This is a genomic window from Bacillus cereus group sp. BcHK124, assembly GCF_027712065.1.
GTDB lineage: Bacteria > Bacillota > Bacilli > Bacillales > Bacillaceae_G > Bacillus_A > Bacillus_A pacificus.
In genome coordinates, this window is record NZ_JAQFPJ010000013.1 from 1 (window position 1) to 26,869 (window position 26,869).

The following is a 26,869-nucleotide window of genomic DNA, read 5'->3' on the forward strand; positions in this document are numbered from 1 at the left end:
TAACGTTGTTAAAACTGGGGGAATAGTCGGGGAAATGGGCTTAGCGTTGTAAATCCGCATTTTCCTGACTGTACCCCAAATAAGAACAATTAAGCGATTGATGGGAATGAATAAATAAATCTTATTCAACCAAAGGGTGCTTTACTTGAGAAGGTCACTAGAAGAGTCAAATGATAACTATGAACTGCCCCAATTGCTAGGTTTTGTTTAACAATTGGGGCAGTTCATTTATAGCGCATAGGTAATCAGCTTTTTGTTAATCATGAGGTAGATATTTTTATCTAAAAACCCAACAATGGAAATATATTACAGCTCATGCCCCGTTTTTACACGTATCTCGGCTGAACCCCATCAACCTCTAAATTAATAACTACGCCAAAAGCTGATTTTCTTTAAGATAAGGAAATCAGCTTTTTCTTTGTAAAATATTTTTTAATACAGGAAAACCGGATTTTTATTTTCCATAAAATTTATTAACGTGGGTTTTATGTCATTTGGTTGGCGGGACCCCTTAGAGTAGGAAATTCGGCTCATTTTATGTCGAAATTTACTTAGCGTATATTTTCGTTAATTATCTTAACTAGTCGTTACGTATGACTTTACAGCATTCGATGCAAAGTTATCGGTTTTTTGTATGCAAATTTATGGATTAAGTCATACAATTACGCACTATTTTTAATGAATCGATATTTACTTGTTTCTTCAACTAAGTTCGTCCGAATCTTTTTCTACAAAATCACTAAAGTCATCTCCCCAATCACAGATGGCTGTTACAACATTCTCTAGTTGATGACCAATTTCACTAAGTTCATACTCAACCTTAGGAGGCACTACGGGGTATACACATCGAGTAATTATTTTATCGTCTTCTAATTCTCTTAATTGTCTAATCAACATACGTTGATTAACTTCAGGCAGCTTTTTTTGTATTTCACTTAATCTTAATGGCGAACGTTGTAACAAACACCATATAATTGCTATTTTCCAACGCCCTCCTATCACAGATAAAGCTAAATCTTTTCCAGTGAAAAATTCCTTGTCCTTATAATGAATAACCATAATTTTTGACCTTCCTCTCGCGAAAAAAATGTTTATAGTGACAAATTTGTCAGTATTGTAATTAAAATTATAAAGTGTAATCTTAGTGGTGTAAACAATAAAAAAAGAAAGTAGGGATTCAATTGAAAAGTAGAGCTGCTGTTGCATTTAAGCCAGGGGAGCCACTTCAAATCGTAGAAATCGATGTAGAAGAGCCAAAAGCAAAAGAGGTATTAGTAAAAATACTATATACTTCTGTCTGTCATACAGATGCTTTTACATTATCAGGTGACGACCCAGAAGGAGTATTTCCTGCTGTATTAGGCCATGAAGGTGCTGGTGTTGTCGTTTCAGTAGGTGATGAAGTTACTTCAGTAAAACCTGGGGATCATGTTATTCCACTATATACACCTGAATGTGGAGAATGTAAATTCTGTCGTTCTGGTAAAACAAACCTATGTAGTGCTGTACGAGAAACACAAGGTAAAGGTTTAATGCCTGATGGAACAACTCGCTTCTCTTATAATGGAGAGCCCCTTTATCATTACATGGGAACTAGTACATTCAGTGAATATACAGTTGTTAATGAGATTAACTTAGCGAAAATCGATGAAAACGCTCCGTTAGATAAAGTTGCTTTATTAGGATGTGGTGTGACTACAGGTATTGGTGCTGTACACAACACTGCAAAAGTTGAAGAAGGAGCTGTAACAGCTGTATTTGGTTTAGGAGCGATTGGATTAGCAGCTATTCAAGGATTGGTTCAAGCAAAAGCAAGCCGAATTATTGCAGTTGACCTGAATCCCCAAAAATGGGAACTCGCTAAAAAAATGGGAGCGACTGATTTTGTGAATCCTGCAGATTATGATCGCCCAATTCAAGAAGTTATAGTCGAAATGACAGATGGTGGCGTGGATTATAGCTTCGAATGTATTGGTAATGTTGAAGTAATGAAATCCGCTCTTGAAGCATGTCATAAAGGTTGGGGCGAAAGTATTATTATCGGAGTAGCTGGTGCTGGTAAAGAAATCCATACTCGTCCATTCCAATTAGTAACGGGCCGAGTATGGCGTGGATCAGCCTTTGGTGGAGTTAAAGGAAGATCTGAACTTCCAGAAATGGTCGAAGATTATATGCATGGTGATATTGATTTAGATTCATTTATTACTCATCATTTAGAATTTAAAGACATCAATGCGGCATTTGACTTATTACACAAAGGTGAATCCATTCGTACGATTTTAACTTACGGAGAGTGAGATAATGAGTCTTAAATGTATTGAACAACATCGTTCTTTCGAAGGAGAGCAACGTAAGTATAGCCATTATTCCGAAGTCTTGCAATGTGATATGAAATTTAGTATCTACTTACCATCAAATAAAGAAAAGAAAAAAATTCCACTTATATGGTGGTTATCTGGTTTAACTTGTACAGATGATAATTTTAGTCAAAAAAGTGGATTTCAACGTTTGGCTGAAAAACATCAAGTTGCAGTGATTATGCCAGATACTTCACCACGTGGAGAATACGTTTCTGATGTTGCAGCATGGGATCTTGGACAAGGGGCAGGTTTTTATTTAAATGCTACCCAGGATCCTTGGGCACAGCATTATAAAATGTATTCGTATATCGTAGATGAATTAACATCCATTGCTTCGACTATAGTACCTAATTTTTCAGGTGAAGAAAGCATAATGGGGCATTCAATGGGAGGACATGGGGCTTTAGTGATCGGTTTGAAAAATGCTAAGAGATTCAAAGCGGTTTCTGCTTTTTCTCCAATCTTAACTCCTAGTCAAGTACCATGGGGAATAAATGCTTTCACCTCTTATTTAGGTGAAGACAAAGATTCTTGGAAAGAATGGGATGCTTCAGAATTAATTAAAGAAGCTACTATTCCACCAATTCTTATTATGCAAGGTAGTCAAGACGAGTTTTATCCGAAACAATTGGAAGAACATATTTTCTTAGAGAACGCTCAAAAAAATAGTCAAATGGTAACTTATAAAAAAATGGAGGGCTATGATCATAGCTACTTCTTTATTTCCACTTTCTTAAATGAGCATTTCTCTTTCCATATGAAGTATTTAAGATGATTCTTATTTACAACAATACCCACTTCCAATGGCATATGAAGTATTTAAGTTTACAGCAAAATATAGTAACAAAAGTATCCGCATGTAGAGATGTGGGTGCTTTTGATTGTTATATTTTGTCATATTATATAGTTTGTAAAAACAAATAAATTGGGAGGAAGAGTTCATGTGGATTAAAAAAATGTTATTTAATTACCGTGTTAAACCATCCTTATTAAAATCTCGTTATGAGATTGAAAAGGAAAATCGACAAGTTGACTTATTTGAAAGTTCAACTGAAACGTCTAAACCGTTTTCGATAAGAGATACAAGATCATATATTCAGCCTAATACTAAAACATTAGAAGACATGATTAATTACTTAGCAGCTATTCGTGAAATCCCTTCTCTTTCCGTGGATAAGAATAAAATGCTTTGGCCATTAATATCCAAATGCTAAATTCAAAAAAATAATGGTTATAATTTTAGCTATTTCTATATCAAATATTTGAGTTGATGGGAGGTACAGTTTGTATGGAAATGAAAAAAATGTTAAACAATGACCGTATTAAACCATATTTATTAAAAGCACGTTTTGGAGTTGAAAAAGAAAGTCAACGAGTTGACCTATCAGGAAGTTTAGCTAAAACGGAACATCCCAAAAGTATTTCAGTAAGAGATGAACATCCTTATATTCAGCGAGATTTCTCTGAAACACAAATGGAATTAATCACACCAGTTACTGAGACACTAGGAGATTTATTTAATTATTTAGCAGCTATCCATGATGTTGCCTATCGTTCTATGGGAAATAACGAAATGCTTTGGCCATTAAGCATGCCACCACAGTTGCCCGAAAAAGAAGAAGATATTGTTATTGCGAAACTTAATAATCATGAAAATGTTTTATATCGTCGATATTTATCTAATTCTTATGGTCGACGAAAACAAATGATTAGTGGTATTCATTACAATTTTGAATTTAGCGATAATTTGATTCAGGCATTATTTGAATTACAATCAGAAATAAAAGATTATCATCAATTTAAAACAGAAATTTATCTGAAAGTCACAAGGAATTATTTACACTATCGATGGTTAATAACTTATTTCTTCGGTGCTTCTCCTAGTAGTGAAAAGAATTTCTTTGAAATAAATCCTTTAAATGACGCCGTAAGAAGCATTAGAAATAGTAAATATGGTTATAGTAATGAAAATGATGTTCAAGTATCCTATAGTAGTTTACAGAACTATATATCTGATCTTTCTTCGCTGGTAAGTAAAGGGGTTTTATTAGAAGAAAAAGAATTTTATGCATCTGTCCGTTTAAGGGGCGGTCCTCAAGTTTCAGATTTAAAAAATCATGGGATTCGTTATATTGAATTAAGAAACCTAGATTTAAATCCTTTTGAAACATATGGAATTAGCCATGAACAAGCAGAATTTCTACATCTTTTCCTCATCTATTTACTCTGGATTGATCAAGACGATAATAATGATGAATGGGTAAAAATCGGTGATTTTCAAAATAATTTAGTGGCTCTTGAACATCCGTTAGAACATACGCAATTTAAAACAGATGCTGAGCGTATTATTGATGAGATGGAACATTTAACAGGGCTGTTAGACATAACTGTTTCGAATACCTTATTTGTTAACTTGAGAGAAATGCTAACAGATCCAAGTAAGACTTTAGCTGGAAGACTTTATAAAGAGATTATAAAAAGTAGTCAAAGTCAGGTAGCTTCCCGTATTGCTAAAGAAAATTATAAAAAAGCATGGGATAAACCATATCAACTATCAGGATTTACTGACATGGAGTTGTCTACACAAATTTTAATGTTTGATGCTATTCAACAAGGATTACAAGTAGACGTTTTAGATCGACAAGATCAATTTTTAAAACTACAGTTAGGAAATCATGTTGAATATGTGAAAAATGGGAATATGACAAGTAAAGATAGTTATATATCACCATTAATTATGGAAAATAAAACAGTAACAAAGAAAATTCTTCAACAGCATGGATTTCGTGTACCAATAGGTGAGGAATTTAGTGATATAGAAAAAGCCTTACGTTCCTATGATATATTTGCAGGAAAGCCTTTTGTCGTTAAACCAAAAACAACAAATTATGGTTTAGGAATATCTATCTTTAAAGAAAACGGAGCAAGTTACGAAGACTATCAAAAAGCACTCACAATAGCATTTAAAGAGGACTCATCAGTATTAATAGAAGAATTTATTAATGGAACAGAATATCGATTTTTTGTGCTAGATGGCAAAGTTTCTGCCGTTTTATTACGAATTCCAGCCAATGTTATAGGAGACGGTTCACATACGATTGAAGAGTTAGTCGCTCAAAAGAACCTGAATTCATTAAGAGGAATGGACCATAGAACACCTTTAGAAAATATACAATTAGGTGAATTAGAGGTCCTAATGCTTAAAGCTCAAGGGTATCGAAAAGATTCTATTCCAACAAGTGATGAAATTGTTTTTCTGCGAGAAAATTCTAATGTCAGTACAGGTGGAGACTCAATTGATATGACAGATCAAATTCCCGATGATTATAAGAAAATTGCCGTAGATGCTGTGTCGGCACTTGGAGCAAATATTAGTGGTATTGATTTGATTATTGAAAATACAGAAGTTCCTGCAGCTAATAAAAATGCTTATGGAATTATTGAGGCAAACTTTAATCCATCGATGTATATGCATATATATCCGTATAAAGGCAAATCCAGACGTTTGACCATCTGTATATTACATTATTTATTCCCTGAACTACCAAAAAAATAATTTAGAAGTCTTCGAGATGTTAGAGGGATTAGTATAAAAATTGTAAATGATGTAACAAGAGGAGACATTACTTTTTAATTAATTGGGATCTCTCAGAGGTCCCAATTTAAATTATTATTTTAGAAACAGGCGTATGAGAAATGGGTTATTGGAATGCAAGTTTGAATAAGATAAAATAGGGGAATATCAGAGGGAAATTTAGAAAGGTATTTTGACTTATTTGGTCAATCAAGAGCAAGTCAAAAAGGGATACAGACGAGATATACATGTTATCTATACTTAGGAGTAAAAACCTTAATTTAATAAGAGTTTTACATTGAATACATGTAAACAATTTGTTTGACAACGATCCTTGCAACATCGAAGTCTACAACCGTTCGTTGCCCTCAAGGTAACGGACGCGCCTTAAGGAGCTCTTAAGAGACACGGTTTATCCAAGCAAGGTTATTCGATACCTTCTCATTGCACTACCTTGAATACATTAAATACATAATTTACTTAGTTAAGATATCAAGTAGTTAACGTAGCTTATCACTCAATTCTTCTTCTTAGAATACTTTAAATATTCCTGATTTTCATAGTAGATAATACACGTACCTTGGCTGTACTCCAACGTAATAGTTGATATAAAACTTACGTTAAGCAAATTTCCACGAAATTTTCACTATTTGATTCTTTAAAAAAAGTAGTAAACTAAGTAATCGGTTCCTTAACGTACAGGAATCAGTTTAAATGTGTCTAAATTTTGTCTAAATGTACAATTTTCTTTTTTGGGTATGGTGACCCCTTATTGCTCCACCAGGTATAGAAAATCCAGAGTGGGAACCTATTAGAAAGTTTATTTATAACGACAGTACATGCAAAAAGAAAAAATCATTTAAACATTTTTTACATTATCTTCACGCGAATGGGGCAGATTCTGACTATCTTAATCCACACTATTCACAACAATATATTCAAGGAGAAGAAGAGTTTGTAACCAATTATATATATTTAGAGAATTTCTCTAATGAAATCTCAAAAATAGAAAACAAATATAACTTACAGACTATCCCACTAGACACATTAACGAGATCATGGCATCATCAGGCGCCTAAGATGATTCATAAGGGAAACTACGCTGAAGCTGACATTACAGATCCATCTTTCCCTCGGCTGCCGACATATCAGAGCTTTTATGATACGGAGGCTATAAAATTAGTTACAGATATATTTAATGAAGATTTTGAAGCGTATCATTATCTTAAAATGGATATTTCTACAATATGAATCAGTTTCAGAGTACTTAAATAATAGTCTTATTTTTAATATGGAAAACACCGTGAACACTGTTATGGTGTTTTTTTGGGTTTAACACTATATTTTTAACTTTATATAATCCATATACCTTCAAGATAAGATGTATTTGTAAAATAATGTATGATTATGACCCATTTCTACAAGTATCTCGGCTGAACCCCTCTAGGTTTTTCTGTGCATCCTTTATATATTAAAGAGCCGATTTACTCTTAGCGGGGTAAATTCTGGCTCTTTTCTTATATATATTCTCTTAGCGTGGTTTTTTTCCGAAATGCTGGCGGTACCCCTAATAAAAGCTGCAGAAGATTCCCACTTTAATTTTCTAACTGTATCATTTGCACGCTTTTATCGGTGGATAGGATTTCTTTTAGCTGTCTTCCTACCCGGATTTTGGATGGCATTACTTGCTTATCACCAAGATCAAATTCCTTTCCCTCTTCTTGCGACTGTGACTGTTGCAAGATCAGGTCTACCATTTCCAGCACCACTTGAGCTTATAATTGTTTTGTTCCTTTTTGAGATGTTCCGTGAAGCCGGTCAAAGATTACCCTCCCCCCTTGGTCAAACCCTTTCAGTGGTAGGCGGACTAATCATTGGGGATGCTGCAATCCGTTCGGGTTTTATCTCCCCTTCTGTCATTGTTATTACTGCTTTATCTGCTATTGCGGGATATACCTTAGTAAACCAAATATTAGCAGGAGCAGTATCCATACTCAGAGGGTTTGTACTATTATGTTCAATTTTGATGGGGTTATATGGATTTATGCTTGCCGGATTCGTAATCGTTCTTTATATCTCAAGATTACGTTCCTTTGGAATCCCTTACTTAGCTTTAGTTTTCCCAAAATCTAGTTCAGATTTTTTCAAGGGATTGTTTCGTTTACCGTGGAGAAGTTATAGACATAGAGTTGATTATCTCCGAACCAATGATAGTTCTAAAACGGACGAAGGAGAAGGAAAACAGTGAAGCTGCACAAAATAAAACTAATAATTATGATGCTTATCACTAGTGCAATGTTATCTGGATGTTGGAATATTAAAGAAGTTCAAGATATTTATTATGTTGCAGCTCTTGGTATAGATTTTAAAGAAGGAAAATATATAGCTTATGCTCAGTTACTTGACTTTTCTAACGTTGCTAAGTTAGAGGGGGCTAGACCTGATAAACAACCACCAGTGTGGATAGGAAGAGGTGAAGGTTTTACCATTACGGAAGCATTAAATCAATTATATAAGGATGCTCAACAAAGACTTTTTTGGGGACATGTATCTACAATAATATTAAGCGAAAGACTGCTCAGACAAGATATTAAAGACTCTATTGATTTTATTAATCGGTACCGAGAAATACGCTATAATATTCTCTTATACGCTACAAAGGAACCCATTGATGATATACTTAAAACAAAAGCCTTTTTTACATTATCGGGGTTGTCTACCATTCTCCATGAACCAAAGGAAAGGTATAAACAACGGTCTTACATACAACCTAAACAATTTTATCAATTTATTAGAGATAGTGATCCGATGGGGCAAACTGCTTATATCCCATCACTTAAAATTTCAACAGAAAATTGGAAAGAAGAATCCAAAAAAGCACCATTATTAAGAAATGATGGAGCGTTCTTTGTAAGGAATAATCGCCTAGAAGGATGGCTTTCTGAGACTGATTTAAACGGTCTAAGATGGATGGATGAAAAAAACGTTCGATCTCCTGTGTGGATTATTGAGAATGATAGCGCTGTTGTTTCCGTAGTGATAGAGAAACCTAAGATTACAACTTCCCCTATTATGAGTAGTAAGCCCATACTTTTTAATATTCGAGTTGAAGTTCAAGCTGGAATAAATGAGAAGATCAAGGAAATTAGTGATAAAGAGTTGATTACAAAAACTGAAGATATTATCAAATTAGAAATTCTAAAATCCTTTGAAAAAGGAATAGAAATAAATGCAGATATCTACAAATTAGGTGAATCATTATACCGTCAGAATCCAAGAAAATGGAAAGAAGAAGTAAAAACAGACTCGTTTTACTTAAATGAACACAGTATAAAGAATTTAAAAGTTAAAGTTAATTTAGTTAACTCCGGAAAGTTGAAGTACCAAGATGGATCCTAATATTAATTCAAACGGTATTTATAGTTTTTTAAAAAGGCCTAAGCTCTTGCAACACCGAGAAATTAGGCTTTTTTATATTGAATTCCTTAACGTTGTAAATCCGCATTTTCCTGACGCTACCCCTATATTAGGTTGCGCATGCATTGCTAAAATAGGATTAAGCCGGGTAAGATATAATTATTTTTCTAAATAGTCTACTTTATAATTATTTAATCCGTATATTTTGTTTTTAGGGATAATGATTTTGTTTAGTGTTATACATATTTCTTTTCTACTGTATAAACCTTGTCTCCTCCATGAATAATAAACAAGGGATCTAATTTAGCTGCTCTTTGTAATAAAAGTTCGAATTCACCACCCATCTTAAAACAGCTACCTTCAGGTCCGTTGCATCTGCTGTCTTCAAAAAACACAAAATTAAATTTATTCTTACAGTGTAATTTTTTCATTCATTCTTTCAGTAAATATTCTGAACGTCCATGTAGTGTCATAAACATCTTTTCCTTTCATAAAAATCAATAATCTATCTTTTTAATTACATGAAGATTAATTGTTAAGTTAATCAAAAAAATAAAGGTTCTATAATGAATCTTGAGAAGCAAAAATAATTGAAATCATTTGAGTATAGAGATGAAAAACTTAGATGTTGGGAACTTGTTTTTTGTGGCATCTTCAACCAGTGATGTATAGGTGCATCTTCTATGCCTCGAGATATCGCTATCCAAACTTTCTTTTCACACAGTGGGCTTATTTGGATTTTAAGTGATTTGATATGAGATTTATTGTGTTAGCGCCTTTACTAATTTTTATTGTATATAAGATAAAATGAAGGAATGGTGGAAATGAAATGTCTTTTTAAAGTTATAACAATTGCGCTTATAGCTGGGGCTATCAGCGGTTGCTCTGAGTTAGCGGAGATAGAAGAAAGAGGCTTTGTAGTAGGTGCCGCTTACGATATTGTTAAGGAAAAGAAATCTAATCCAATTATGAAAGGGACGTATCAAATGGTACTTCCCAGTAAGTTAACGCAAGAAGGTGGAAAAGGCGCAGGGAATAATTATATTGATGTGAGTGCAAAAGGAGATAGTGTGTTTGAACAAATACGAATAATCGCTAAAAAGATTAGTCGTACTTTATTTTTTCCACATATACAAGTAATCATTTTTTCTGAAGAATTACTATCGAATCCAAATGTTTTACAAAATACGTTAGATGTATACATTCGAGATCATGAAATGAGAAGAAATATTCGTCTATTTGTTTCTGAGAAAAATGCAGAAGCAATCTTGAAACAAAATGCAAAACCAGAAAATTTACCGGCACAGTATATTGATATGCTAGCTGAACACCCTCCTAAAAATGCTCAGATGGTTGAGGCAGCAAGAATTGGTGACGTGCAGGAAAAGATAATTTCAAACCGAAGTTTTGTACTACCTGTCTTAAAACCTACAAAACAGGGGATAGAAATGGATGGGGCTGCGTTGTTTCGTGGGAAGGATAACAAGTGTGTTGGAATGTTAAACGGCGAACAGACAGTGGGAATAAACTTTATAATCGGTGAAAAATTAGGAGGTTATTTTACCATACGTAAAAAGGACCAGCTTATTACATATGAAATTCATAAGCTACACCGAAAAATACAGGTATTTACTGAAAATACTACAAAACCGAAGTTTGATATTCATCTATTTCTCGAAGGTGCTTTAGCGGAGTTGCATTTTAGTGATCATAAAAAATTCATGAATGAAAAACGCTTAACGAAGGATATTTCAAAAGAGGTGGAACAAAGGATTCAAAAATCAATAAAGCTTGTTCAAAAAAAATATAAGGTAGATGTATTAGCGTTAGGAGAAGTATATAAGCGGCATAATTATAAAAAATGGAAGAAAATACGTAAGAATTGGGATCAAGGCGAAAATTATTTTAGTGATGCCCAAATTAATGTTCATGTTCATTCAATAATTGAACATTCAGGTTCAGCTTTACCCAAGAAAGTAAAATGAGTTAATTTGATTGGTTACCGAATTAGATATTAGCTGCCAAATATCAATACTAGCTATACCCCGTATTATATATTTTATTTTCATAACTTCGATTGCTTCATATACATTACCTGTATTTCTTACATAAATTATATAAGTGAACAAGCTTTTACACTTTTCTTTCAATTTCACCTTTTACTTTTCTTAATATTTTCTTTTCAACTAAAAAATTGACTGAATAATTTTTTATCAGAGGTTTGAAATAGATTAAGTAACTAGAGGTACCATGTCAAAAAAGCTTGTAATTTGGATAACATCCAAATTACAAGCTTTTTATTTTTTATTTAATTACTGCCACCAAATCCAAGCCCAAAGGTAATTTCTTATATTTCGAGGAGTAATGCGAATGAAGCGTTCACCGTCAAAGAAGCAATTTAAATTTGGAAGTGTTTCATCTGGATTTTCTGGAACAAAGGTGACGATGTTCTCGTTACTTGTAACGGTTACTGTAATTGGTGGATCGGTAGGCGAGACTTGAAGTTGTAACGAAATATTGGCCGTATTTTTAAACTCATTATTAACAGGTGGACTTATTACTTGTACTGTGAATAACACGATAATTGTTTCGTTTGGCTCTAAATTAGTGGCAACTAGGAAACCGATATTCGGATTCGCTAGTGGAGAGCGTTCACCGTTAATAAAGACAGTGCCGTTTATAAATTGTAAACCTGCTGGAATAGTATCTTGTAACGAAATATTTGAGAGTGAAATTTTGGAAGTATTTGTAATGCGTACCGTGTAATCAAAATATTGATTTAAATAAGCTGAGCTGACGGAAGCATTTTTCGTGACTGTTGTAGTTATAAATTGAACTGGTATACGAACAATATTTGAATTAACAATGAAAGTAATAATTGGATCCTGTGGTGTCAATTGAAAAGCAGCGGTAACTGTTGCAGAATTTATAATTGTACTGTTTGAAGGAATAGAAGTTACGAGGACTTGAAATGTTATAGTTGCTACTGTACCTGCAGATAAAGAACCAATATTAATACCAGTGTCTGGACGAACATTTGGAACCGAAGTACCGTTAATAGTTACGCTGTTTTCTATAAATGTTGTACCAGCTGGAATTGTGTCTATAACAGAAGTACTAATTGTCGGAATTGTGGAATCATTAAATACCTCTAATGTGAATGTAATAACATCTCCTATAACGACGATAGATTTGTCTGCTGTTTTCTCAATGTTAATTATTGGCTCGATTAATGTTGTTGTAACGGTATTTGTTTGCTTTGTAATTGTAATAGGTGGTTCATCTGGATCAATGATAACGGTATAGGAAACAGTAGCATCGTTATTAATTGTAGGTTGAAGAGTAGAAGAAGATATTGTCACTTGGAACGTAATAATGACAGAGTCATTATGAGCAAGATTTCCTAACGTAATACCATTTTCCGGATTCTCATTAGGCTGATTGATTCCGTTAATCGTAACACTACCAGCAACAAAAGTCGTATCTATTGGTATGGTGTCTATAACAAGAAGGTCTTCAATCGTTACATTACCGCTATTCATAATCGTAATTGTATACGTTAAAGTTTGAGCAGGTAAGGCATTCGTTACATCAACAGATTTTATGGCAATGACATTATCATTTTGGACAGTAGTTGTGACGGTATTTGTTGTAGTCGTATTTGTAACGGGTACGTTATTTGGGTTGACTATATAGTTAAAAGTAGTAATTGCGTTGTTGTTTAGTTCATTTGGTGTTGGAATAGTAGTCACAGTTACTTGGAATGAAACGATAGCATCTCCATCTACAATTATAGTACCAATTGGTATGCCGCTTACTGGATTCACTCCTGGAAGAGTTTCTCCGTTTACAATGACGCTATTTTCTATAAACGTAGTACCTTGAGGAATAATATCTTGAATGATTACATCATTTACTGCAACATTACCGGTTTGATTTAGTGTAATCGTATACGTTAACGCATCACCAACCGTTGCAAATGCAAGGTCAACAGTTTTATTACTATTCAAAGTCGCATGATTAATTGTTGTTACGGCAGCTGATGAAATAATAGTTTCGGTAATAGGCGGCTGGTTTGGTAACGTGTATTGGTATTCAATTGTACTCGTATTAGAGATTGGATTTGTTTGCGGAATTGAAGTAACCCGTACTTGGAATAGAATAGTTGCTGTCGTATTAGGCGGAATGTTATCAAGTTGTATCCCGCTAAGTGGATTATCATTTGGACGAGCGCTTCCATTCACAATAACACTATTCTCTATAAAGCTCGTATTTGCTGGGATGATATCTGTAACGATAATATTTTCCACTTGTATATTCCCATTGTTTGTGATGGAAATAGTGTAAGGGATAATCGTTTGTAGGTCAGCGTATTGGATAGGCGTTGTTTTTGTTGCAATTATATTAGCAGAAATAACTTCAGTGAAGGTAATATTACTAGTTGATATTTGTTCTTCGCTATTAATTGTATAACGAGAAGTGGATTGATTTTGAATACGACCACTAGCTGGAAGCGCTACGACAGTAACAGAAAATGTGACTGGGATAGAAATGTTAGGAGCAATCGTTCCTAACAATATACCGGTACTTGGATTGGCATTAAGCTGCGGAATGTTATTTACTAAAACGCTACCGTCTATAAAGGTTGTTCCACCAGGAATATTGTCTGTAAATACAAGAGCAGTAGCATCCGTATTCCCTGTATTTGTTAAAGTTGTTGTATAAGTTAAAACATCACCAATTGTTACAGAAGTCAAATCAACAGTTTTAAGTGAAACGATATCAGCATCATTAATTTGAACGAAAGTAGTGTTGGAAGTAGTCGATTTTTGAATTGGTGCAAAGTCAGGGTTGAAAATAAAGTCGTAGACGATGTTTGCAGTATTAGGTGTTGGGTTTGCAGCAGGTAAATTCGTAACCGAAACTTGGAATGTTATTGTAGCTACTTGACCTGATGTGATATTCGGGATGGAAAAGCCGATATTCGGATCTGCTGCAGGAAGTACAGTGTTGTTAACTGTTACACTCCCCGAAATAAATACTGTTCCATCTTCTATAATATCAGTAAAAAAGATGGAGTTAGTTGTAGTGGATCCGTTATTTTGAATGAGTACTGTATATTCAATAGTTTCATCAATATTAGCTAATACTGTATTAGCGGATTTTGTAGCGATAAGAATGGCATCAATAAATTGTATATTTGTAGTATTGGAAGATGTCGTTTCTGAAATTGGTGGTAAGCTTTGGTCTGGCTGATACTCATAGTGGATGACGGCGATATTATTCATGTTATTTTGAGAAGGTATCGAGTCTACATTTACTTGGAATGTAACGATAATTGTATTGTTTGGAAGGATAATATTAAGTGAGATTCCGGTACTTGGATTTTCGTTAGGTCTTGGTATGCCATCTACAAGAATGCTATCTGGAACGAATGTGGTGCCAGCAGCGATTGCGTCAATTAGGAGAGTATTTGTAATAGGTACTGTACCAGCATTTGTAACTGCGATGGTATATGTGATAATTTGACCGATGCGTGTAATGGATCTGTTAGCAGATTTAATTGCACTAACATTTGCTGTACGGACTTCCGTGTTTACTGTATTTGATAATGATCTACGCTGAATAATTGGAGAACTAGGGTCAATTTGGTATTCATATGAAGTGTCTGAGATGTTAATGACTGTATTGTCTTCAGGTATATTTGTAAGTTGTACTTGGAATGAAATAGTGACTGTTTCATCTGGTTGTATCGTGCCGAGAGTTACTCCATTTTCAGGATTCGTACCAGGCTGAATGACATTATTTATTGATAAGCTATCTTCAATGAATATTGTCCCTTCTGGAATGTTGTCAATGAACACCGTATTGTTAGCTGGAACCGTTCCGATATTTTGTAGTGTATTTGTGTAGGTAATAAATTGCCCGATGGAGACGAAAGTTACATCTGCGCTTTTAACGGAAATAATATTCGCATTTTGAAGTGATGTTGTAACAATGTTAGAATTTGCAGAGCGATTCACTGGTGGAGCTGTAGGAATACTTATATATTGGTAAGTTACTGAAGATTGATTTACAATTTCGGTTTCAGTAGGTGGATTATTTGTTTGTACTTGAAATAGTATTGTTTTGGAACTGTTTGGTGGAATCTTTCCAATTGGTATTCCGTTTTCGGGATTTGCATCAGGCTGAAGTACACCGTTAATTGTGACACTGTCGAGAACGAATGTAGTCCCAACTGGAATCGAATCTGTAAAAATAATATTTATTGCGTCAACATTGCCGCTATTTTTCACTTCAGAAATATAAAGTATAGTTCCGCCAATATCTACAGTTATTGGATTGGACGTTTTTGTAATTGTTAATTGTGCTTGCACGAAATTTGTAATGACAATATTACTTGTAGATGTTTCAGTAATAGGCGGTTGCCCTGGATCTGGTTGAATTGTATATGTTGTATTAGATTGATTTGTAATCGATTGTTGCGAGAATGGATCGTTAATAAGAACTTGGAAAGCAATAAGGTGAGTAGCGTTTGCTGCTAGGTTAGGCAAAGTAACACCTACATTTGGATTGGCACCAAGTATAGTTGTTCCGTTAAGTGTAAAACTATTGTCTACGAATGTAGTCCCTTCTGGAAGCGTATCTGAAAATATGAGATTCGTAGCTGGAATATTTCCGGTATTTTCTAGCGTTATCGTATAGGTCAAAATATCACCTGTTGTTGCTTGTTGTGCATTGACTGCTTTTAAAGAAAGAACATTCGCATCCGAAATTTGTGTGAAAGCTGGATTAGACGTAATTGTTCGAGAGATGATAGGAGCAGTTGGATCAGCGATAAAAGTATAGTCAATACGAGCTATATTAGAAATTGGATTCACGCTTGGAATGGATTGAACGATAACTTGGAATGTGACGGTGACGATTTCCGAAGGTGCAATGGAGTTTAATGAGATCCCTACGTTTGGATCAGTACCTGGAGCTGAAACACCATTAATGGTCACACTATCCGGAATAAATGCAGTTCCCTCTGGGACCAAATCTGTTAAAGTAACTGTATTTGCAGTTGTATTCCCGTTATTTTGAACGACTACAGTGTAAGTGATTGTACCGTCAGTAGACTGTACGAGGGAATCTGTATTTTTAATTACAGATAGTGATGCATCAACGACAGCTGTATTAACCGTATTAGATGAAGATGTTGCTGTAACTGGAGGTTGACTTGGATCGACAATATATGTGTAACTTGTAAGTGCTTGATTTATAATTGCTCCTTGTGGCGGAATAGAGTTTGCAAGAAATTGGAACGTAATTGTAGCAGAATCACCTGGTGCGATAATGCCAACTGGAATACCGAGAGTTGGACTTGCATCTGGAAGTGAAATTCCGTTAAGCGTAACACTATTGGGAACAAATAATGCCCCTTCAGGAACACCGTTAATGAGTAATACCGAGTTTGCAGGGAAGTTTCCAGTGTTTGTTAATGTTGCTGTATACGTAATTATATCTCCGATAGATACAATTGTTCGATTTGCTTCTAAAACCGTTGTAACAGTAGCATTATTAATTTGTGTAGAAGCACTATTAGAAGTAATTGTGCCTGTAACAGGAGGAGAAGTCGGATCAACAAGAAATTCGTATTGAACGGATGCAACGTTTGTAATTGGGTTTGAAGGCGGAGTAGATGTAACTATGACTTGGAAAGTAACGGTTAAGGAACTGTTCGTACTAACGGTTCCGATATTAACTCCGTTATTTGGATTTGCACCTGGAATGGTACTTCCATTTACGGCAAAACTATTTTCAATAAAGGTCGTTCCAGCTGGAATGAGGTCTGAGAAATTTACATTCGTAGCGTTTGTACTGCCGCTATTTTGTATTAAAACTGTATAAGTGATCGTGTCTCCAATATTCGCAAAGGCTGTACTAGCAGTTTTTACAGCTGAAAGTATTGCTGAATGAATAGAAGTAACGAAGACGTTCGTTTCCACATTGCCAGGCTGAGCCTGTAATGCATTGCCTACGTTATATTGGAAGTTAACAAATGCTAAGTTTTGGAGTTCAGGTGTGAATGTTGATGGATTGCTTACGATTTGAACTTGGAATATGATTGTTACAGTTTGATTTGGAATGATCGTATTTATGCCAATACCGCTGGTAATAGAAGTGGATGGTAATGGAGTGCCATCAACAATAACGGATCCGGCAACAAATTGTGTCCACGATGGTATCGGGTCTGAGAAAATAACGTTATTGGCAGGGATATTTCCAGTATTCGTAATTGTAGTTGTATACGTAATTGTATCACCAATCGTTGCAAAAGCTTTATCACCGATTTTAGTAGTAGTTAAAATAGCACTTTCAATTGTTGTGATAACACTATTTGAAGTAATGTTTTTTGAAACAGGAGGATTATCTGGATTAACGATATGCTGAAAGCTAACGCTAGCTTGATTCGTAATTGGATTAATAGCCGGGATTTCATTTGAAGTAATATGAAATTCTACAATGGCAGATTCGTTTGGCGCGATATCACCAATTGGGACACCTGTAATGGTGTTTGCATTTTCGATAATAGTTCCATTAAGTGTAAAACTATTTGGTTCAAAGGAAGTTCCGTCTGGAATAACGTCGGTAAAAATAACATTCGTTGCATTAACATTTCCGCTATTTGTAATTGTAACGGAGTAGATGATATCTTGCCCAATATCTACTGTTGACACATTTGAATTTTTTTGTGCAGTAAGAATAGCACTATTAATTTGTGTTGTCGTTGTATTAGATTGATTGGAAGTTGTAATAGGTGACTGGTCTGGATCAACAATATAACGATAAGTGGTAAGAGCTGAATTAGAAATAGGGTTGTTGATTGGTAGGGTTGTAACGGTAGCTTGGAATGTGATAATTGCTGCAGTACCACCGTTAATTGAACCGATATTTACACCAGTAGATAAATCAGCATTTGGAATGGTTTGCCCATTAACTGTGAAACTGTTTGGAACAAAAGTTAAATTGCTATCAAGCGTATCGATAACGGTAACATCAGTTGCAGTCACATTCCCTGTATTCGGGAGGTTAAGTGTAAATGTTATTGTATTACCAACATCCGCAAAAGTAAGATCTGTTGTTTTTGTACTTATAATATTCGCGTTGTTTATTTGAAGAAGCGTAGTGTTGGAAGTAGCCGCACTTAATACTGGAGGATTAACAGGATCAACAGTAAACTCATATGTTGTTGATGCTGTATTTGGTGCTGGATTAATAGGGGGAATGCTGTTCACTGTAACTTGAAAGACGATACTATATATTTCATTAGGCGGAAGTGTTGCAAGTAATACACCTGTATTTGGATTCGCGTCAGGTTGTAAAACACCATCGACAGTTAATGTGTTAGGAACAAATGTGACTCCATTTGGTAATACATCTGTGAATACAATATTAGTTGCATCTGTATTTCCTATATTCGAAATAGAAGTAGTGTAAAAAGCAGTTTGCCCGATATCTGCAAAGGATACACTTTCATTTTTCGTCATGGATAATAGTGCTTCTTTAATTTGCGTTGAAACAGGATTGCTAATTGAAGTTTCTGCATCAGGCGGTGAGACTAATTGGTACGATGTTGATGAGAAATTTACAATGGGGTTTTCAGTTGGTAATGACGTTACAGTAACTTGGAACGAAATTGTTACTGTAGTCCCAGCTGTTATAGTTCCGATATTTACACCGTTCACTGGATTTGCACCACTTTGAAGAATTCCATTAATAGAAAATGTGTCTGCAATAAATGCTGTTCCGCTCGGTACGGTATCTGTGAATATAACATTTTGCGCAGATGAGTTTCCATTGTTTGTTAAAGCGACAGTATAAGTGAGTGTGTCTCCAATACGACTAAAGGATTTATCGACTTGTTTTAATGAAAGAATGGTAGCTGTATTAATCGTAGTGAACACTGTGTTTGAAGTAACGGTCCTTGAAACAATAGGGGCATTAGGATCAGCGATAAATGTGTAAGAAGCAGTAGCGGAATTGGCAATAGGATTTTGGGCTGGTGTAGAAGTAGCGGTAACTTGAAATGCTATAGATATTGAGCTGTTAGGAGCAATTAATCCAATTGTAATACCTGTATTAGGGTTGAGCCCGATTTGTGTGATGCCATCTATTGTAACGCTATCAGTTATAAACGTCGTACCATCTGGTATGAGGTCAGTGAAAGTAATATTCGTAGCGTTTGTATTACCGCTATTCGTTAAAATTGTCGTATAGGTAATGGTATCACCTAGTGTTACAAGTGTTTGATCTACAGATTTCACCATCGTTATCATAGCATCTAGTACCGGGTTTGTAACGATATTTGTTGAAATAGAAGTTGTAATAGGAGTTCCGTTTGGATCGACAGTATAAGAATATAAAATTGTGTCATTACCCATAATCGAATTTGAAGGGGGAACAGAAATAACATTTACTTGGAAAGTAACAGTTACTGTTTCACCCGGTGCGATATTTGGTATAGTTACTCCCAGTGCTGGTTGTGCACCAGACTGCTGAACGCCATTTATCGTGAATGAATTTGGTATAAAGGTAATGCTAGCTGGAATAGCGCTTGTGAAAGTAATATTCGTAGCGGCTGTATTTCCTGTATTTGTAATAGTAGTTGTATACGTAATCGTATCTCCAACTGAAACGATAGATTTATCAGCACTTTTTTGGGTTGTTAAAATTGCACTATTAATAGTTGTCGAAACAGCATTAGATACATTCATTTGTGATACGGAAGGTTGGCTAGGGTCGACCACATGTGAAAATTGTACAGAACTAGAATTAGAAATTGGATTTATACTTGGAATATTTGTAACAAGTACGTTGAGAGTAATCACAGCCGTTCCGTTTGGATTTATATTTCCAATCTGAATCCCGTTAGCTGGATTTCCGATCTGCTGTGTACCAGAATCGTTTGTAAGAGTGCCAGATATGAATGTCGTTCCGTCAGGTAAAATATCTGTGAAAATTATATTTTGTGAAGTAACATTTCCAGGGTTACTTAATGTAATCGTATAAGAAATTGTATCGCCAATTGTTGCGAAAGTTTTATCTACAGATTTAACAAGTGTAATTTCTCCGGAATTTATTTGTGTCGAAACCGGATTGGATGTCGTACTTCTTGAAACGAGTGGTAAATTAGGTCCTGTCATAAATTGATAATCAATAGAAGCGCCATTTACAACTGGTGAGTTTGGCCCCCCAGGTCCAATTGTGAAAATTGGATTTGGAATGCTAACTACTTGCACGCGGAAGGTAATGTTTGTAAAATCTCCTGCAATAATATCCCCAATTGGTACCCCATTCGCTGGATTTACCCCAGGTAATAAAACCCCGCCTACTCGAACGCTATCCGCTATAAACACTGTATTATTTGGAATCGGATCTGTAAAAATGATATTCGTAGCAGTTGTGTTTCCTATATTCTCCAATAAAACAGTATACGTTAAAAATGAATTTCCAGGTGCTACGTCAGAAAATAGTCGATCCACACTTTTCGTTGCTTGAATAATCGCTTCGTTAATTTGAACTAAAGTTGGATTACTTGTAGCTGTTTCTGTCACCGGCGGCTGGGTAGGATCAACAATGATCGAGTATGTCGTGCTAGACTGGTTCAAAGTTGGATTTGTAACTGGTATTGAGCCAACGATAGCTTGAAAGCTAATTGTTGTCGTTCCTCCAACTGGAATTGAGTCTAAAGAAATCCCGCTATCTGGTCTAAATCCAAGTTGTGGGATGGTATTAATTTGTACGCTATCAGGAACGAATGAAAGTTCAGGTGGTAATATATCGATAAAAACAGGTGTGTTTGCGGTAGTATTTCCGCTATTGGTGAGGGTAGTTGTATACGTAATTGTATCTCCAACAGCAGCAAATGCACTGCTTGCAGTTTTTGTTGCGATAACGGAAGCAGTATTTACTTGTGTAAAAGTTTTATTAGATTGAACTGTTCGTGAAACTGGCGGTTCATTTATACCTACAATAAAGCTATATTGAAGCGATGATTGGTTTGGGATTGGATTCGGATTTGGGAGTGATGTAATGTTTACTTGAAAACTGAGTGTAGCAGATGCATTTGAATTCAAGTTGCCAATATTGATACCATTTTGTGGATTTGCATTAGGAATAGTTGTTCCATTTACCGTAAAACTGTTTGGAATAAATGATGTACCATTTGGAATTACATCTGTAAAAATAACATTGTTTGCGGTAGTATTACCGGAATTAGTAATGATAGCAGTGAAAGTCAGTGTATCTCCAATAGTAGCAAATCTTGAATTGACAGTTTTATTTATAGAAAGAGTTGCATCAATAATTGGCGTAACCGTCGTATTCGTAACTGTACTACCAACAGCGGGTGATTGGTTTGGATTTACGGTATATTCATAATTTACAAGAGCATTATTTGTTAATGTGCCACTAGGTGGTATCGCTAAAATTTGTGCTTGAAAAGTAATGAATACAGTATCTCCTGGGGGAATATCTGCTAAGTGAATACCAAGTGATGGATCTAACCCTGGCTGCGGAATATTATCGATAGTTACAGAGTTTGGCACAAATGAGGCGCCTGCACCGAGTCCATCTGTTAAAACTGTAGCGCTAGCAGGGATATTCCCTGTGTTCGTAACTGCAATCGTATAAGTAACGATATCCCCAATTGCAGCTGTCGGTGTATTCACTGACTTCGTAGCGACGATTGTAGCGTTATTAATTTGAGTTGTTATTACGTTACTTAACGCATTGGCGGACGCTGGAGGTAAGTTAGGATCTATGACATATTGGTACGCTGTATTGCTTTGGTTCGGGATTGGATTTGGACTAGGAATGGAATTTACTATTACTTGAAATGAGATTGTTGCACTTGTATTAGGGTTTATTGGATCAATTGCAATTCCACTTGCTGGGTTTGTATTAGGAAGTGTATTGCCATTTACTGTTACACTATTAGGAATAAATGATGTTCCGTTTGGAATTACATCTGTAAAAATTACATTTGATGCAAGTGTGTTCCCGTTATTCGTTAAAGTAGTTGTATACGTAATAATATCATTTACGTTAGCAAAGTGTTTATCTGCCGATTTTACAGCGGCAATCGTAGCGTTATTAATAGTTGTCTGTACGGTGTTAGAGGCCACCATCTGCGTTACAACTGATTTGGATGCGTCGTATGTGTATTGGAATGTAGTGCTCGATTGATTCGTAATCGGATTTGGACTAGGAATAGTTGGTACAGAAACTTGGAATGCAACAGTACGTGATGAATTCGCTCCTATCGTCCCAATTAAAATGCCATTAGCAGGGTTTGCATTTGCTATAGGGACACCGTTAATCGTTACAGTATTAGGAAGGAAGATGGTACCAGCTGGAATGATATCTGTAAACGTTACGTTAGAAGCAGGGATATTGCCGTTATTTGTTAAAATTGTTGCATACGTTATGACAGCGCCAACATCAGCGAAATTTGTACTTGTTAGTTTTGTGGCAACAATATTAGCAGTATTAATTTGCGTCGTTACTATATTGCTAGTAGCGTTTCTGACAACGGCAGGTAAACTTGGATCTGCGATAAAGCTATATTGAAGTGCAGCGCTATTTTGAACTGGATTTGGTGAAGGTAAACTATTTGCACTTATTTGAAAAACAATCGTTGTAAAACCACCTGAAGGAATGGAGCCGACTTGAAGACCGGTACTAGGGTCTGCACCTTGTTGTAAAGTACCACCTATAAAAATACTATTTGGTACGATAGTGGAGCCATTAGGGATTATATCGGTAACAATAACATTATTTGCTGTAGTATTGCCAAGATTAGCTAAAGAAATTGTATATGTGATTGGTTGCCCGACATCGGCGATAGTTAAATCTACTTCTTTGACAATCACTACATTTGCTAAATTAATTTGTGTACTTACAGTGTTACTTACAGATGTTTCTATAGTTGGTGGATCGCCCGGATTTAGAATAAAGCTATACTGTGTACTAGATGAATTTAATGTTGGATTTTGTGTTGGTAAAGAGGTGACGGTTACTTGATAAGAGACAGTAAGTGAGCCATTAGCAGCAATGGAAGGTAGTGGAACACCTATATTTGGATCTGCGTTATTTTGAAGTACACCATTAATAAGAAAAGTATTTGGAATAAAGGTAGTACCGTCTGGATTCGTATCTACGAAAGTAGGGCTATCAGCAGAAACACTTCCTGCATTCGTCAAAGTAACAGTATAAGTTAATATATCCCCTACGGTAGCGAACGCTCGATCCACTGTTTTGGCTGAAATGACATTTGCATCGTTTACTTGAGTAAATGTAGTGGTTGAAGTAGTGTTCTTACTTACAGGTGAAGTGTTTGGATCAACGATAAAGTTATAGGAGATGGAAGCGCTATTTGAAATAGGGTTTGGATTTGGAATGCTAGTGATTACTACTTGGAATGAAGCTGTAATTGTAGTATTAGCATTGATGCTACCAATATTGATGCTAGCTGGTGTAACGCCTGGCTGAGTAACACTGTTAACTATAACGCTGTTTGGGACAAAAGCGGTTCCATTCGCAATTGAATCAGATAGTAATACATTGTTCGCTGCAACATTTCCATCGTTAGTAAGAGCAAAGGTGTAAGTTAATACATCACCAACTTCCGCAAACGTTTTATCTACAGATTTATTAGCATGGAGATTTGCTAGTCTAATTGTTGATGTAACAGAATTAGAATTTGCTGTTTTTGAAGTCGGTGGCAAACTTGGATTTACAGTATATAGATAAGAAGCGAAGGCGTTATTAATGATAGGATTTTGGGTCGTAATATTGATGACTGTTACTTGAAAGGATAAGGTGAAAGTAGCTCCTCCTGGTATTGTACCAATAGGTACGAAAACGAGTGAATCTACATTTTGTAAAACACCGTTGAGTGTTACCGAACCTGGTGTTAATATCGTTCCATTTGGAAGTGAATCTGTTAGCTGTACGTTAGTTGCAGCTGTATTTCCACTGTTTGTAATAAGGATTGTATAACTTATCGTTTCGCCAATTGTGGCAAATTGTTTGTTAGTTGATTTTGTTAATGTTACATTCGCATTATTAATTTGAGTGGAAACGAGATTAGAAGAAATGTTTTTTGTAACTGGTGATTGGCTAGGGTTGACGGTATATTGATAAGAAGCGCTTGATCCATTAAATACGACGTTTGACGCGGGTATTGTATTTACTACTACTTGAAATGAAACATTTTTTGTTGTACCAGTTGGGATGGATCCAATGTTCACACCGTTAGCGGGATTTGCGCCCACTTGTGTCGTGCCATCAATTGTTACACTGTTTACAACAAAAGTTGTTCCAGTAGGAATGACATCTGTAAAAATAACATTGTTTGCATTCGTATTACCTGTACCTGTAAAGGAAACGGTGTACGTTAGTATATCACCAATATCTGCAAAATTTTTATCTACTGCTTTCGTCATTGTTACAGTAGCATTATTCACTTGAGTGGAGACAATATTCGTCGTATCAGTCCCGCTTACTGCCGGTTGATTTGGCACAGGAATGTATTGATAAGTTGTTGTACCACTATTTAATATGGGATTTGTTTGCGGGATAGAAGGAACGAATACTTGAAATGAAACCGTAGTCGTAGAATTAGCAGCAATAGATCCAATTGATATACCAGTAGCGGGATTTGCGCCAGCTTGGGTAACTCCGTTCACAGTTACGCTCCCTGGAATGAAAGTAGTCCCGCTAGGAATCGGGTCCGTATATATAACATTTGTTGCAGCGATATTTCCTATATTAGCTAAGGCAATACTGTAAGTTAGCGTTTCACCAATATCGGTAAAAAGTTTATTAACTGATTTTGTGCCATTAATATCTGCGAGGTTAACTTGTGTTCCAGCAGAGTTGCTTGTTGCAAGACCGTTAAAGGTCGTTCCACCGGCGATTGGTGTATATTGAAATGTAATATTAGCAGTGTTAGAAATCGGATTTGGATTTGGCAGAGAAACGACAGTCGCTTGGAAAGTTACTGTACGAGAAGCACCATTATTGATTGTTCCAAGAGATATACCAGCGGCAGGATTTGCATTTGTTTGTGGTATGTTATCTACCATTACAGTGCCAGGTATAAAGGAAGTCCCATTAGGGAGAATGTCTGTCAAAATAACGTTATTGGCGGGAAGAAGTCCGGTATTAGGGATAGTAACTGTATAAGTGAGAATGTCTCCAATTGTAGCTACACTTTTATTCACGCTTTTCGTTGCTTGTATATTAGGTGAGTTTATATTAATTTGTAAACCGACTGTATTTAACATGTATGCATCTCCGTTAGTTGTTAAACGGATTGCGGCAGATACTTGAGAATTTGTTAAATAGGGAGAAATATCAATGGAAGTAATGTCCCAGCCTTGTCTTCCTGCAGAGATGTTTGTACCTGAAGAAGCACTTTGATTTCGCGTTCCAAATGTCCCTGTTGTATCTAAGTTTCCTGCAGCATTATTAATTTGGGAACCGAAGAAATTATTTATGGCATTATTTGGTCCGGATAAAGCGTTTAATGAACTGAAATTTGGTCCGAATAGAGCCTGATCCCCAATTAAATCAGCATCCCCTTCGGTAGAACTCAAAAATAATCGTCCGCTTACAGGTCCTCCGGAAGGTGTTAAAAATCCTGAAACAGCTACATCTGCACTACCGGTATCAGCAGAAACACGGTTACCCGCTACATAAATGGTTAAGTTTCTTGCTGGCAATGTCCCATTTTGATAAGCGACAATGAGCGTCCATCCAGAAGAATTGATAGCCCCATTAGAAGCATCTAAAGGATCAACAAGTCCAGGGACAGAGCCAGTTGTATAAGAGCCAGATCCAGCAGCTTGAACGAGAGATGTTACATCTGCAGAACGTGTATAGAATCCAAATGTGACAGATCCAGAAACGAAAGTTTGATTTGAAGCTGTAACAGCCGAAGGGGTAATTGGGTATGTTGAAACAGGTGTAGTAAAAGAAACAGGGTTTCCTAAAACACTCGTAATGTTTTGATCACGAGATAAATAGTTTCCACCCCAAACGAGTTCTGCGTAAAGAATCGTACTACCAGCAGGGATATTTAATACAGCGGTAGAACTATTTTGTGTATAGTTTAACGTTGTACCAGCAGGAAAAGTAGGTACTTGTAAAGCGGTATTCGTAGTTACGAATGCACCAATTGCCCCGATTGTACCAGCACGGTTTTGGTTACTAATTTTACTTAAACCTAGTGTGTTCCCTGTAATCGCAAGTGCCCCGTTAGTAGTGGTAGAAAATCGATTCGTAATGGGCATTTTTTCACCTCATTTGCATATAGTTTTGGTCAAAATACGATATGCATATAAACAATCAAAAGGAACATGTATAATTGAACTATAAATTCCTTCCTTAATCATTGGAAGGAATTTAATAGTAACAAGGGCTATTTTTAAATCAGTTAATATTAACATTAAAGGAAACTCCAGGG

The 26,869-nt window shown here is 35.7% G+C and carries 9 protein-coding genes and 1 pseudogene; 8 read left to right on the forward strand and 2 right to left on the reverse strand.

All coding sequences use genetic code 11. The features are described 5' to 3' along the window. Positions 1 to 702: 702 nt before the first annotated feature. Positions 703 to 1,059 carry a winged helix-turn-helix transcriptional regulator gene (locus PDK19_RS18275; RefSeq protein WP_000234699.1) on the reverse strand — a complete coding sequence of 119 codons (357 nt, stop codon included), beginning with the start codon at positions 1,057 to 1,059 and terminating at the stop codon, positions 703 to 705. A gap of 122 nt (positions 1,060 to 1,181) precedes the next feature. Here PDK19_RS18275 and PDK19_RS18280 point away from each other — a divergent pair, with 122 nt between their 5' ends. From PDK19_RS18280 to PDK19_RS18315, 8 genes and pseudogenes are all read left to right on the forward strand, one after another. Beyond that, the gene (locus PDK19_RS18280; protein WP_000842153.1) at positions 1,182 to 2,297 is read left to right on the forward strand and encodes an S-(hydroxymethyl)glutathione dehydrogenase/class III alcohol dehydrogenase; all 1,116 of its coding nucleotides are present in this window, start codon (positions 1,182 to 1,184) and stop codon (positions 2,295 to 2,297) included. A 4-nt stretch (positions 2,298 to 2,301) separates the two neighbouring features. Further along, positions 2,302 to 3,135 carry an S-formylglutathione hydrolase gene (gene fghA, locus PDK19_RS18285; protein ID WP_000053341.1) on the forward strand — a complete coding sequence of 278 codons (834 nt, stop codon included), beginning with the start codon at positions 2,302 to 2,304 and terminating at the stop codon, positions 3,133 to 3,135. Positions 3,136 to 3,301: 166 nt separating this feature from the next. Then, entirely contained in the window at positions 3,302 to 3,574 is a 273-nt protein-coding gene (locus tag PDK19_RS18290) for a hypothetical protein (protein WP_000264853.1), read from the forward strand. Positions 3,575 to 3,648: 74 nt separating this feature from the next. After that, positions 3,649 to 5,916 carry a bifunctional glutamate--cysteine ligase GshA/glutathione synthetase GshB gene (gene gshAB / locus PDK19_RS18295; RefSeq protein ID WP_000425291.1) on the forward strand — a complete coding sequence of 756 codons (2,268 nt, stop codon included), beginning with the start codon at positions 3,649 to 3,651 and terminating at the stop codon, positions 5,914 to 5,916. Positions 5,917 to 6,702: 786 nt separating this feature from the next. After that, positions 6,703 to 7,185: pseudogene (locus tag PDK19_RS18300) on the forward strand (sulfotransferase family 2 domain-containing protein); the annotation flags it as partial. A gap of 301 nt (positions 7,186 to 7,486) precedes the next feature. Then, entirely contained in the window at positions 7,487 to 8,182 is a 696-nt protein-coding gene (locus tag PDK19_RS18305) for a spore germination protein (RefSeq protein ID WP_000881732.1), read from the forward strand. Beyond that, positions 8,179 to 9,333, forward strand: coding sequence for a Ger(x)C family spore germination protein (locus PDK19_RS18310; RefSeq protein WP_071713416.1), 1,155 nt, complete (start codon positions 8,179 to 8,181; stop codon positions 9,331 to 9,333). The genes PDK19_RS18305 and PDK19_RS18310 overlap by 4 nt, the downstream gene beginning before the upstream one ends. Positions 9,334 to 10,175: 842 nt before the next feature. Continuing rightward, positions 10,176 to 11,336, forward strand: coding sequence for a Ger(x)C family spore germination protein (locus PDK19_RS18315; protein WP_000649885.1), 1,161 nt, complete (start codon positions 10,176 to 10,178; stop codon positions 11,334 to 11,336). Between the two features lie 327 nt (positions 11,337 to 11,663). Here the strand turns inward: PDK19_RS18315 and PDK19_RS18320 are convergent, their stop codons facing one another. Next, positions 11,664 to 26,696 carry a beta strand repeat-containing protein gene (locus tag PDK19_RS18320; RefSeq protein WP_001123145.1) on the reverse strand — a complete coding sequence of 5,011 codons (15,033 nt, stop codon included), beginning with the start codon at positions 26,694 to 26,696 and terminating at the stop codon, positions 11,664 to 11,666. Positions 26,697 to 26,869: the final 173 nt, after the last annotated feature.